Genomic DNA, 12,278 nt, shown 5'->3' with positions numbered 1-12,278 from the left:
TCACTCCCCCGTGGGCAGCCCGGCTTCGGCGGCCAGTACGCCGAGCGCGCGCAGGAAGGCCGTGCGCTCCTTCGCGGTCAGCCCGGCGGTGAGTTCGTCGTCGAGCCTTCGCGCGGCCTTTTCGCATTCCGCCAGCAGCGCGTAGCCGTGCCCGGTGAGCGTCAGCACCTGCCGGCGCCGGTCCCCGGGATCACGCACGCGCTCGATCGCACCGAGTCGTTCCAGATGATCGGCCAGCGCCACCACCAGGCTCGGCGCGACGCCGAGCCGACCCGCCAATTCCTGTTGTGACGCGGCCTCGCCGTGGCTCAGCGCGGTCATCAGCCCCGCGTGCTTTGGCTTCAGATCGAGGGTTTCGATGCGCGCGGCGAAGCGGTCGGCGACCACCGAACCCACCGTGCCCAACCGGAACGAGACGGTCTTCGGGAGTCCGGTCGGCTTCTTGACATCGTTCACGGGTCAGATGATACTTCCCTCGAAACATTCAGACTCTGAATGATTTAGGGAGTGAAGGAAATGGACGCGTACACCGGAATCGCCATCGCGAACGCGGCGGTCGCCTTGATCTCGGGTGTCTCCAGCGTGGTGGGCATGACACGGCCCGCGATGGCGGTGCCGGACGGTGGCCAGATCAATACGGGCACACTGTTTTTCGCGTATGCGTACGGGGCGCGGGCGGTGCCGCTGAGCATCGTGATGCTGATCCTGCTCGCGGTCGGGGCCCGCAGCGGACTGGCGCCGATCCTGATGGTCGCCGGACTCGCCCAGATCGGCGATGCGGTTATCGGTTGGGCACGGCGCAACTGGCCGATGGCGGCCACCTGCGTCGGATTGGCGGCCGTGCACCTGCTGTCCGCCTGGTGGGTGGCCGGTCAGTGAGATCGGCAGCGCCGCAGCTGGATTAGCGGATCAGCTGTATTCGCTGACCAGCAGGGCCCAGGTGCCCGGCTCGAGGGCCTCGAAGACGTGCGGCAGATCGCCGGGGTAGCAGATGTAGTCGCCGGGCCCGAGTTCCACCGGATCCTCGGCGAGCCCGACCTTGGCGCGACCGGCGCACAGCACGATGTGCTCGACGACGCCGCGGGAGTGCGGGGCGGAGTCACGAGGGTGTCCGGGTTCGGCGGTGACGCGGTAGACGTCACGGCGAGCCGCGGGCGGGGAGGCCGCGAGCAGGGTGGTCCGGTACTCGGACCGCGCCGAGGCGAGGACCGGACCCTCGCCCGCGCGGATCACCTGAACCTGCGGGGTCGGAGGATCCAGCAGCCGCGAGAACTGGATGTCGAGGGCGAGGCAGAGCGCCCACAGCGTTTCGATGCTGGGGTTGCCGGAGCCCGATTCCAGTTGGGACAGTGTCGATTTGGCGATCCCGGCGCGACGGGCGACCTCGGTCAGCGAGAGTCCTGAGCGAGCCCGCTCCCGGCGCAGAGCGGCGGCGATCGCCTCCTGCGGCGACGCGGGCGCCTGCTGCGGGGATGCCGGCGCCTGCGGGGCAGACTCGGACACCTGCTGGGCAGACACAGGCACCTGCTGGGCAGACACAGGCACCTGCTGGGCAGACACAGGCTCGGAGCGGTCGGACTGCTGGGTCATGGTGGCGTTCACAGTACCGGGATATCGGCACGCCCCTTTGACGAACCTGGCCGGTTGTGTTCATTATAGAAAACATGCGTTCGGCATGGCGAACACTCGATCGGAGTGTGCTCACAGGTATCGCGGCGATCTGCCTGGCAGTCGCCATGATCGGCGTATCCTACGGCGCTACCGCGGTGACCTCCGGACTGCCCGGCTGGCTGCCGGTACTCATGAGCGTCGCCGTCGTGGCCGGCGGCTCGGAATTCGTCTTCATCGGCATTCTCACCGCCGGCGGCGGGCTGGTCGCCGCCGTGCTGGCGGGACTGCTGGTCAACGCCCGGCACCTGCCCTACGGACTGTCCGTGCCCGATGTGGTCGGCACCGGCTGGCGGCGGCTGCTGGGCACCCACGTCATGAACGACGAATCGGTGGCCATGGCCCTGGCCCAGCCGGATCGGGATCGGCGGCACGCCGCCTACTGGGTGTGCGGGCTCTCGGTAGTGGCCGCCTGGCCGATGGGCGCGGCCATCGGTGCCGTTCTCGGTGCGGTGGTGCCGGATCCGAATGCGTTCGGGCTGGACGCCGTTTTCCCGGCCGTGCTGTTCTCGCTGGTGCTGCCCGCACTGCGCGAACCCCTCACCCGTACAGCCGCTCTGGCCGGAGCGGTGGTCGCCGCGGCGACCACGCCGTTCCTGGGCGCGGGGCTGCCGGTGCTCCTCGCACTGACCGCGGTGCTGCTGGTTGTCCGGCGTGCCGGGAAGCCGGATGCCGAGACGACCGGCGATCCGGCCACGCCAACCCGCGGTCCGGTCACGGGCGTCAGCGGCACCGCCCAGTACGCCGGGAGCCACGCCGCAGGCACCGAAACCATTACTGCCACAGCCGGGCCCGTCTGATGCCGGCCGCTGTACGCCGATCGGGCTCGCGGGGCACGGGCCGATGACCAAGACATTATTGCTGGGCGCCATGGCACTGGCCTTCGGAACCTTCGCATTCCGATTCGCCGGGCCGCTGTTGCGGAGCCGGGTCAAGATTTCTCCGCGCACCATCCGGCTGCTGGAGATCGCGTCGGTCGTGCTGCTCACCGCGCTGGCGATCACCACGCTGGTGCCCACGGGCAGCGGCCAATTCGGGTGGGCGCTGCCCGCGGGGGTACTGGTCGCGGCAGCGCTGGCGTGGAAGCGCGCGCCGCTGCTGGTGGTGATCCTCTCCGCGGCGGTGGTCACGGCGGGGCTGCGGATGCTCGGCGTGCACTGAGGATCGAATCCTCGGCGTCTGCTGAGGAGCGAGTCTTCGGTGTCTGCTGAGCAGCGAACCTTCGGTGTGCCGAATTCGCTAGCCGCGCAGCAGACCCGCGAGCCGGGCCCAGGAATCCTCGGCGGCCTCGGGCCGGTACCAATCGCGGCCGGGGAAGAGGAAGCCGTGCGGGGCGTCGTCGTAGACCACGATCTCGTGCTGGATATTGGCCCTGCTCAGCGCCTCTTCGAGTTCGTCGCGAGCCTCGGCATCGATCAGCGGATCCTCGCCGCCGAAGAACAACACGACCCGGCCCGTGATGCCGGGGGTGGCTTCGACGGTGGGTTCGGGTGTGGACAGCGGGATATCGGTATTGGTGAGCCAACCCGGGTAGAACGCGGCGGTGGCGGCCAGCGGAAGTTGAGTGGCGGCATAGTAGGCGACGTGCCCGCCCGCGCTGAAGCCGACCATGTTCAGCGAGACCGCGCCGCGGCCGCGCAATTCGTCGAGACAGGCCGAGACATCGTCGACTACCCCGGGACGGGTCAGGGTGCGCAGCAGTTCCAGCCCACGTTCCCGGTCGACGTGCAATTCCAGCTCGGCGCGCGGCGCGACGCGGTGGAACAGGTCCGGCAGGACGGCGATGACGCCCAGGGACGCCAGGCGGTCGGCGGCCGCTCGCGCCATCGCGTGCTGGCCGTAGATCTCGTGTCCCACAACGACTCCGGGATACTCACCCGGTTCCGCCGGACGGGCCACATAAGCGCTCATCACGGCATCGCCGACCTTCAGGTCGGTCCACTCGGTCACGATTGCGGCATCGCTCATGCCGCCAAGGTAATGGGCGCGGGGCGGGGCGACCAATCGTTGCGGCTATGCCGGCCATCACGATTCCGATGGCCGGCGGACCGGCTGTCGCGTCAGCCACCCACCGCGGGCGCGAAGGCCGGAGCCAGCAGGGCGATGCCCAGCGCCACACCCGCGAGAATGCACCTCAGGATCGTCATGATGATGGCCCCTCCGTGTGGTTGCGTTCGACCCGACTCGAACCTAGCCGGGCTCGAAAAACCTTACGAGCCAGGATATTCGGTGCCCCGCGCATTGGGGGCGGGTTCAGGCCGGACTCGGTACCGGTAGCGGCAGAGCCTCCGTGCGGGAGCAACGGCAGGCCCCCAGTGCGGAGCAACGGCAGGCCCTCAGTGCGGGAGCAACGGCAGAGCCTCAGTGCGGGAGCAACGGCAGAGCCTCAGTGCGGGAGCAACGGCAGGGCAGGGCCGCGACGGCGGGCCACCGAACCGTAGCGGGCGTCCAGGCGCAGCCAGGTACGAGCCGCACGCACCCGTACGATCTCGTCCACGGAGATGCGGCGGGAGTCGGTCTTCTCGCCGCCGTGCGGAATGAAATCCATGGCGGCGAGGGCGAACACCACCCGCATGGGCACCTCGACCTGCTCTCCGCCGCCGGATACGGTCAACACCGTCTGATCCAGCAGGGCGGCCGGCGGGCCGTGCTGGCTGCCGTGCTCCTGCGCCAATTCGGCTCCGCGCTCGGCCAATTCGACGAGCATGCGGGCGGGCACATCCTCCACGTGGACGAAGCCCGCCTCCGGCGGCAGCGCCGCGCGCCAGGCGGAGTCCATGGCATAGCCGAGCCCGAACGCGACGCCCGCGTCCGGCCCGTGCAGCCCGGCGAGGATGGCGTCCGCGCCGACGGACACATCGTCCATCCCGAGCTCGGCCACCACTGTGCGCACCGCCAGCGCCTCGAATCCGGTGGTCGCCCAGGCGGAGACGTAGCGGTCCCCGCGCCGGCGCAGCCGGATGACGGCCGCCGGGTCGAGGCGGACGGCGTGCGTGATGAAGGTGGCCAGGTTCTCGCGTTCCGCGGGATCCGGAACGCGCAGGGTCAGTTGTCCCGACAACGGTCGTGCTCGGTCAGTCGGCCAGCCACTGCGCGAGGTAACCGCGTTCCTCGGCGGTGAGGCGGCGTAGGCGCTGGGTGTCGATGTCGAAGGCGGCCAGCTGGGTGGAGGCGACCACCGCCGGCGGGGAGTCCGGGGCGGCGCCGGCCGCACGCACCTCGTAGCCGACGGTGAAGTCCACCGCGCGCAGCCGGTCGATCCACATGGACACGTCCAGCGGCGAATCCTCGTGGCGGAGTTGGCCCTTGTACTGCACCCGCAGATCGGCCAGCACACAGCCGGACCGCAGCGCAACCGTCGGTCGCTCATCCAGGAACAGCCACGGAATGCGCGCCTCCTCCAGCAGGGTGACCATGCGAGCATGGTTGATGTGCTGGAAGGCGTCCATATCCGACCAGCGCACCTCCACCGTGGTGTGGAAACGCTTCGGCTCGGCCGAGACCGGGGACTCCCCCGGACTCGGTGCTGCCGTCTTCGCCTGGCCGTTCAGCGAACCGACACTCGTCAACGCGGTACCTCCGATTGCGCACCCACCCCACTCACCATGCTGCGCACCTGCCGCGCCGCAACAGACAGCGTGGCCAGATCGTGGGTTCCGGACTCGAACAGTTCCGACAGGGCAGAGCGCGCACGGCCCAGCCGGGACTGGTTCTTGGACTCCCAGTATGCAATCTTCTCCTCGGCCGTCTCCTCCGGGTCACCGCCGGAGAGCACGTCGAGGGTGAGCGAGCGCAGCGAGCCGTACATATCGTCGCGCAGCGCGAGCCGGGCCAGCGCGTGCCAGCGATCACCGCGTTCCAGGTGGCTGACCGCCTGCAACAGCCAGTCGATCTTGAGGTGATCGTTGAGCGCGTAGTACAGCGCGCCCACTTCCTCACCGCTGCGATCGGTGATGTCGGCGATATCGAGCACATCCAGCAGCGGGAACTGGTTCAGCAGGCCGAACACCTCGGTAGCCAGCTCCGAGGGCGCGCCCTGCTCGACGATCGCCTGGGACTGCGCATTGAGACTGTCGATGTGGTGACCGCGCAGCCAGCCCGGCACCTTGGGCGAGAGCGTGCGCACACCCTGCGCGTAGCGATGGATCTCGGCGCCCACCGCGACCGGCTGGGGGCGGTTGTTGAGCAACCAGCGCGAGGCCCGGTCCAGGGTGCGCTTGGTCTCCAGCTCCAGCACGTCTTTCATCCCGGTGGAGATCTCCGCAGCGCGAATACGACCCCACACCGAGTGCAGATCGAAGATCTGGGTCGCCGCGGTGAAGGCGCGGACCGCGTCGGAGGCCGAGGCCCCGATCTCCTCGCCCAGGCGGAAGGCATAGGTGATGCCGCCCAGGTCGACCACCTCGTTCACCAGCATCGTGGCGGTGATCTCCCGGCGCAGGCGATGCCGCTTGATGGCCACACCGAAGCGAGTGCGCAGCGGGGTCGGGAAGTACAGCGGCAACCGTGCGGAGAAGTACGCCATATCGGGCAGGTCGCTGGCCAGCAGGTCGGCCTTGAACGAAAGCTTCACGTGCGCCATGAGATTCGACAGCTCCGGCGAGGTGAGGCCGGCGCCCTCCTCGGCGCGATACTTCATCTGCGCGTCGCTCGGCAGCGCCTCGAGCTCGCGGTCCAGGCCACGGCGTTCCTCGAGATCCTCGATGACACGCTGGTGCACATTGAGCATGTGCGGTGCCTCGGCCCGGGACATACCCATAAGGATGTTCTGGGAGACGTTGTCCTGCAGCACGAGTGCGGAGACCTCGTCGGTCATGGAGGCCAGCAGCGGATTGCGCTCGGCCTCGGGCAGCTCGCCGGAGGAGACCACGCCGTCCAGCAGGACCTTGATATTGACCTCGTGGTCGGAGCAGTCCACACCGGCGGAATTGTCCAGCGCGTCGGTGTTCATCTTGCCGTCATGGCGGCAGAACTCGATGCGGCCCAGGGCGGTGACGCCCAGGTTGCCGCCCTCGCCGATCACCTTGACCCGCAGGGCGTTCGCGTTCACCCGGACCGCGTCATTGGACTTGTCGCCCACCTCGGCGTTGGTCTCGGTGCTGGCCTTGATGTAGGTGCCGATGCCGCCGTTCCACAGCAGCTGCACGGGGGACTGCAGGATGGCGCGGATCATCTCCGGCGGGGACAGCGAGACGACGTCGGCGGCCAGGCCGAGCACCTCGCGGACCTGGTCGGTGACCGGGATGGCCTTCACCGTGCGGTCATAGACCCCGCCGCCCTCGCTGATCAGGGACCGGTCGTAGTCGGCCCACGACGAGCGCGGCAGCGCGAACATGCGCTCGCGTTCGGCGAAAGAGGTTGCGGCATCGGGGTTCGGGTCCAGGAAGATGTGGCGGTGGTCGAAGGCCGCGACCAGCCGGATGTGGCGCGAGAGCAGCATGCCGTTGCCGAACACGTCACCGGACATGTCACCGATGCCGACCACCGTGAAGTCCTGCGACTGGGTGTCGATATCCATCTCGGCGAAGTGCCGCTTCACGCTCTCCCACGCGCCCTTGGCGGTGATGCCCATGGCCTTGTGGTCGTAGCCCACCGAACCGCCGGAGGCGAAGGCGTCGCCGAGCCAGAAACCGTACTGCAGGGCAACATCATTGGCGATATCGGAGAAGGAGGCGGTGCCCTTGTCGGCGGCGACCACCAGGTAGGTGTCGTCGGCGTCGCGGCGCAGCACCCGCTCGGGCGGCAGCACCGCGCCGGTGGCGCGATCGACATTGTCGGTGACGTCGAGCAGGCCGGAAATGAAGGTGCGGTAGCAGGCGATGCCCTCGGCCTGCAGCGCCTGCCGATCGGCGACCGGATCGGCGGTCGCGGCCGGCGGCTGCTTGACCACGAAACCGCCCTTGGCGCCGACCGGCACGATCACCGCGTTCTTCACCGCCTGCGCCTTGACCAGGCCCAGGACCTCGGTGCGGAAGTCCTCCAGGCGGTCCGACCAGCGCAGGCCGCCGCGCGCCACCGGGCCGAAGCGCAGGTGCACGCCCTCCACCCGCGGGGAATAGACGAAGATCTCGAATTGCGGCCTGGGCTTGGGCAATTCGGTGATCTCCTGCGGTTCCACCTTGAACGACAGGTAGTCCCGCACCGTGCCGTCGGCGTCGGTGACGTAGTAGTTGGTGCGCAGGGTGGCCTTGATCAGGCCGAGGATGGCGCGCAGGATGCGGTCTGCGTCCATGCTCACCACCTCGTCGATGCGGTAGCGGACCGCGGCCTCCAGCTCGGTGGCATGGTCGGGGTTGGCCGAGTCCGGATCGAAGAGCGCGGTGAACAGCTCGACGAACATGCTCGCCACCTCCGGATAGGCCAGCAGCACGCGGGTGATGGCGGCCTGGCTGTACTGGAATCCGGCCTGCTGCAGGTACTTCGAGTAGGCGCGCAGGATCGCGACGCCGCGCCAGTGCAGGCCGGCGCGCAGCACCAGCTCATTGAGGCCGTCGGCCTCGGCACGGCCGTACCAGAGCGCCGCGAACGCCTCGGTGAAGCGTTCGCGTAAACCGCGCACCTGGGCGTCGAGCACGTCGAGCCGGCTCGCGGACTCCACCAGCTCGGCGTCCATGTTCCGGTCCAGGGCGCTGCGCAGCAGCTCGGGACGGGCCAGCAGGCCGAAGTCGTAGATCCATTGTTCCGGACCCTGATCGCGCTCGACGTGGTGCGGACGTTCGTCGATCACCTCCACGCCGAGGCTCTGCAGCAGCGGGAGCACCTGGCTCAGCGAGATGCCACCGCCACCACCGATGTAGAGCGTGAAGCGCCAAGAGCCCGGGTCGGAATCGGACCAGCGGTACAGGTGCTGATCGATGCCCCCGTCGGGCAGTCGCTGCAGCCGCAGGATGTCGGCCACGGCACGGGTGGGCTCGAAGTCCTCCTTGTAGCTCTCCGGCAGCGACTCGGCGTAGCGCTGCGCCACCGCCGGGTCGAGCACGGTGGAGTTGGCCACCTCGTCGCGCAGGTGGTCGTCCCAGGTACGGCTGGCCTCGGCGAGCAGGTGCTGGATACGCAACCGGTTGGGCTCGCCGGTGTTGGCCACGGTGCCCTGATCGGGCAGCCGCACCGTGAAATACACACTGGCAAGATCACTTTCGGACACCCGGGCCGAATAGTCGATGGATGCGCCGCCCAGCTCGCGCATCAGGATGTCCTGCATCTCCAGTCGGACGCGGGTGGTGTAGCGGTCGCGCGGCAGATACACCATGCAGGCCACGAAGCGGCCGTAGCGGTCCATGCGCATGAACAGCCGAACCTGGCGGCGCATGCCTACATTCAGCACCGCGCTGGCGGTGCGGCGCAGTGCCTCGCCTTCGGAGGAGAACAGCTCGGTACGCGGGAAGGCCTGGATGACCTCGAGCATCTCCTGGCCGGAGAAGGAGTCCAGGTCGAAGCCGCTGGACTCGATGATGGAGCGCACCCGGCGGTCGATGACGGGGATGTCGAGCACGTTCGCGTGCAGGGCGGTGACGGTGAAGACGCCGATGAACAGGTGCTCGCCCGTGACGGCACCGGAGTCGTCGATCTCGGCCACGCCGACGAAGTACGGGTAGACCGCGCGGTGCACGGTGGCCGGGACGAGGCCCTGGGTCAGCATGAGCAGCGGCTGATCGCCGCTGTTGTCGGGGACCCGGAAGTCGGTGCCGACATTGGGGCGCAGCACGCCGAGGCTGGTCTCCGGCACGATGATGGACTTGGCCTGACCGTCCACGGTGCTGCGCTCGTACCGGGCGTAGCCCAACACGGTGAAGTGGCCGTCGGCCAACCAGCGCAACAGATTGGCGCAGTCGATGAGATCCGTTGCGGGAAAGGCGGATCTGCCCGCGGTGGCCGCGGTGTCGAGCTCGGCGGCGACCCGCTCCTGCGCCTCGCGCATGGCCTCGGTGTCCTCGATGACCCGGCGCACGTCGGTGAGCACGTCGGGCAGCGCGGTCTCGATCTGCTCGAGCTGGGCGCGGCTGGTGGCGGGGTGCAGCTGCACGTGCATCCAGGACTCGGGCAGGCCCGTGGTGCCATTGGCGTCGACCTCGTGCGGCACCGCCGTCTTCAGGTGGCCCGCGGCGTCTCGGGTCACCTCGAAAATGGGGTGCACGACCTCACTGACGCTGACGCCGATCCGGCTCAGCGAGGAGGTCACGGATTCGACCAGCAGCGGCATGTCATCGGTCACGAGCTGGATGGCGACACCGAGCCCGGCCTCGTCATCCGCATGGTACACACGGACATTCGCGGTGCCGGGGGTGCGCTGGATGCCGAGGTCCAGATGGCAGCGGAAGATGTGGGTGGATGTCGCGGGGATCGCGCAGTCAGCATCGCCGGCGTCGACGTGGCGGAAGTACGCCTCCTCGAGGGGTACGAGATTGCCCCGCAGAGACGCGGGCAAACTCGCAGCCCAGGCCGCGCTGGACAACTCGGACGAGACCGTCATTTCGCCAACTCCTCGGATTCGGTTCCGTAACAAAGTGACGCCGATGCGAGAGTAGCTGGGCGCAAGAACTGCCGGGCTGAATTCCTCTCAATGCCGCGCCGCGTCTCATCATACGGATGAACCGGACGGTTCGGTCGTCGCCGACTTCGTCCGATATCGCCAGGTCGCATACGACAAACCTTGCACCAAAACAGTTTTCACGCACAAGTGCGAATGCGAAACCATTGAGTTCGCTATTCGATAACCGTTCATCTGGCCGGTCACGGCCCGCCATCCAGCGGGCCGCGAACCGTCCAGCAAACGTCTTCGGCCCGACGAAACGGTGATCAATCGACCATTCTTCGATGGACCGTACGGAATCCAGCGCTCGGTAGCGGACCGATGACGGACACGATCCCCCTACCCCACCCGGTTCGGCGGGTGAGGGCGGCGATGAATTCGGTTGGGGTGACCCGTTATCCGCGGGTCAGCTTGCGGTGAGTGACGCGGTGCGGGCGCGCCGCTTCCGGACCCAGGCGCTCGATCTTGTTGGCCTCGTAGGCCTCGAAGTTGCCCTCGAACCAGAACCAGGAGGCCGGGTTGTCCTCGGTGCCCTCCCACGCCAGGATGTGGGTACAGGTGCGGTCGAGGAACCAGCGGTCGTGGGAGATGACCACCGAGCAGCCGGCGAAGTTCTCCAGCGCGTTCTCGAGCGAGCTCAGGGTCTCGACATCGAGATCGTTGGTGGGCTCGTCGAGCAGGATCAGGTTGCCGCCCTGCTTGAGGGTCAGTGCCAGGTTCAGGCGGTTGCGCTCACCACCGGAGAGCACACCGGCCGGCTTCTGCTGATCCGGTCCCTTGAAGCCGAACGCCGAAACGTAAGCGCGGGAAGGCATTTCCTGATTGCCGACCTGGATGAAGTCCAGCCCGTCGGAGACCACCTGCCACACCGTCTTGTTCGGGTCGATGCCGGAGCGGCCCTGGTCGACGTAGCTCAGCTTGACCGTCTCGCCGACCCGCACCTCGCCGCTGTCCGGCTGCTCCAGACCGACGATGGTCTTGAACAGCGTCGACTTACCGACACCGTTCGGGCCGATGACGCCGACAATGCCGTTGCGCGGGAGGGTGAAGGACAGATCCTTGATCAGCTGCCGGTCGCCGAAACCCTTGTCCAGGTGGTCGACCTCGACGACCACATTGCCCAGGCGCGGACCGGCCGGGATCTGGATCTCCTCGAAGTCCAACTTGCGCATCTTCTCGGCCTCGGCGGCCATTTCCTCGTAGCGGCCCAGACGCGCCTTGTTCTTGGCCTGCCGCGCCTTGGCGCCGGAGCGGACCCAGGCCAGCTCCTCCTTCAGGCGCTTCTGCAGCTTCTGGTCCTTCTTGCCCTGCACCTCGAGGCGCTCGGCCTTCTTCTCCAGGTAGGTGGAGTAGTTGCCCTCGTAGGGGAAGGTGCGGCCGCGGTCCAGCTCGAGGATCCACTGCGCCACATTGTCGAGGAAGTACCGGTCGTGGGTGACGGCCAGCACTGCGCCCGGGTAGGAGGCGAGGAACTGCTCCAGCCACAGCACCGACTCGGCGTCGAGGTGGTTGGTGGGCTCGTCGAGCAGCAGCAGGTCGGGCTTGCTCAGCAGCAGCTTGCACAGCGCGACGCGACGGCGCTCACCACCGGAGAGGTTGGTGACCGGCTCGTCCGGCGGCGGGCAGCGCAGCGCGTCCATGGCCTGCTCGAGCTGGGAGTCGACATCCCACGCGTCCGCGTGGTCGAGCTCCTCCTGGAGCTTGCCCATCTCCTCCATCAGCTCATCGGAGTAGTCGGTCGCCATGAGCTCGGCGATCTCGTTGAAGCGGTCCAGCTTCACCTTGATCTCGCCGAGGCCCTCCTCGACGTTGCCGCGCACGGTCTTCTCTTCGTTCAGCGGCGGCTCCTGCTGCAGGATGCCCACCGTCGCTCCCGGCGCGAGCCAGGCATCACCGTTGTTCGGCTGGTCCAGTCCCGCCATGATCTTCAGCACACTGGACTTACCCGCGCCGTTCGGGCCGACGACACCGATCTTGGCGCCGGGAAGGAAGTTCAAGGTCACATTGTCGAGCACGACCTTGTCGCCATGCGCCTTTCGCACCTTCACCATCTGGTAAATGAACTCAGCCATATCGGCAA

At 68.0% G+C, this 12,278-nt stretch carries 10 protein-coding genes; 3 read left to right on the top strand and 7 right to left on the bottom strand.

Annotated elements, in window-relative coordinates:
* Positions 1 to 456, bottom strand: coding sequence for a MarR family winged helix-turn-helix transcriptional regulator (locus ABZV44_RS11260; RefSeq protein ID WP_354834665.1), 456 nt, complete (start codon positions 454 to 456; stop codon positions 1 to 3).
* 60 nt (positions 457 to 516) lie between these two features.
* Here ABZV44_RS11260 and ABZV44_RS11255 point away from each other — a divergent pair, with 60 nt between their 5' ends.
* Positions 517 to 879 (top strand): hypothetical protein, encoded by a 363-nt coding sequence (locus ABZV44_RS11255; protein WP_354834662.1) that lies wholly within the window; start codon positions 517 to 519, stop codon positions 877 to 879.
* A gap of 30 nt (positions 880 to 909) precedes the next feature.
* Here the strand turns inward: ABZV44_RS11255 and ABZV44_RS11250 are convergent, their stop codons facing one another.
* Positions 910 to 1,437: an XRE family transcriptional regulator gene (locus ABZV44_RS11250; RefSeq protein WP_354835314.1), complete on the bottom strand. Its 528-nt coding sequence runs from the start codon at positions 1,435 to 1,437 to the stop codon at positions 910 to 912.
* 260 nt (positions 1,438 to 1,697) lie between these two features.
* Between ABZV44_RS11250 and ABZV44_RS11245 the strand changes: the two genes are divergently transcribed.
* Together ABZV44_RS11245 and ABZV44_RS11240 are read left to right on the top strand one after the other, a co-directional pair.
* Positions 1,698 to 2,468: an AzlC family ABC transporter permease gene (locus ABZV44_RS11245; protein WP_354834659.1), complete on the top strand. Its 771-nt coding sequence runs from the start codon at positions 1,698 to 1,700 to the stop codon at positions 2,466 to 2,468.
* 43 nt (positions 2,469 to 2,511) lie between these two features.
* On the top strand, positions 2,512 to 2,829 hold the full coding sequence (locus ABZV44_RS11240) for an AzlD domain-containing protein (RefSeq protein ID WP_354834656.1): 318 nt from the start codon (positions 2,512 to 2,514) through the stop codon (positions 2,827 to 2,829).
* Between the two features lie 78 nt (positions 2,830 to 2,907).
* Here the strand turns inward: ABZV44_RS11240 and ABZV44_RS11235 are convergent, their stop codons facing one another.
* From ABZV44_RS11235 to ettA, 5 genes are all read right to left on the bottom strand, one after another.
* Positions 2,908 to 3,636 carry a dienelactone hydrolase family protein gene (locus ABZV44_RS11235; protein WP_354834653.1) on the bottom strand — a complete coding sequence of 243 codons (729 nt, stop codon included), beginning with the start codon at positions 3,634 to 3,636 and terminating at the stop codon, positions 2,908 to 2,910.
* A gap of 418 nt (positions 3,637 to 4,054) precedes the next feature.
* Positions 4,055 to 4,729, bottom strand: coding sequence for a hypothetical protein (locus tag ABZV44_RS11230; protein WP_354834650.1), 675 nt, complete (start codon positions 4,727 to 4,729; stop codon positions 4,055 to 4,057).
* A gap of 13 nt (positions 4,730 to 4,742) precedes the next feature.
* Complete coding sequence (locus ABZV44_RS11225; protein ID WP_354835312.1) at positions 4,743 to 5,138, bottom strand: thioesterase family protein; 396 nt, start codon at positions 5,136 to 5,138, stop codon at positions 4,743 to 4,745.
* A gap of 95 nt (positions 5,139 to 5,233) precedes the next feature.
* Positions 5,234 to 10,138, bottom strand: a complete 4,905-nt coding sequence (locus ABZV44_RS11220) for an NAD-glutamate dehydrogenase (protein WP_354834647.1) — start codon at positions 10,136 to 10,138, stop codon at positions 5,234 to 5,236.
* A gap of 455 nt (positions 10,139 to 10,593) precedes the next feature.
* The gene (gene ettA / locus ABZV44_RS11215; RefSeq protein ID WP_354834644.1) at positions 10,594 to 12,270 is read right to left on the bottom strand and encodes an energy-dependent translational throttle protein EttA; all 1,677 of its coding nucleotides are present in this window, start codon (positions 12,268 to 12,270) and stop codon (positions 10,594 to 10,596) included.
* Between the last annotated feature and the right edge of the window lie 8 nt (positions 12,271 to 12,278).

The sequence above is a fragment of the Nocardia sp. NPDC004860 genome (assembly GCF_040609015.1).
Lineage (GTDB): Bacteria > Actinomycetota > Actinomycetes > Mycobacteriales > Mycobacteriaceae > Nocardia.
Note: the sequence above shows the minus strand (reverse complement) of the source record. Positions and strands in the feature narration are given on the sequence as shown.

What these genes read in the sequence shown, in the direction of transcription:
- ABZV44_RS11220 (WP_354834647.1), bottom strand. Translation starts at nt 10,138, where the DNA reads ATGACGGTCTCGTCCGAGTTGTCCAGCGCGGCCTGGGCTGCGAGTTTG.
- ettA (WP_354834644.1), bottom strand. Translation starts at nt 12,270, where the DNA reads ATGGCTGAGTTCATTTACCAGATGGTGAAGGTGCGAAAGGCGCATGGC.
- ABZV44_RS11240 (WP_354834656.1), top strand. Translation starts at nt 2,512, where the DNA reads ATGACCAAGACATTATTGCTGGGCGCCATGGCACTGGCCTTCGGAACC.
- ABZV44_RS11235 (WP_354834653.1), bottom strand. Translation starts at nt 3,636, where the DNA reads ATGAGCGATGCCGCAATCGTGACCGAGTGGACCGACCTGAAGGTCGGC.
- ABZV44_RS11255 (WP_354834662.1), top strand. Translation starts at nt 517, where the DNA reads ATGGACGCGTACACCGGAATCGCCATCGCGAACGCGGCGGTCGCCTTG.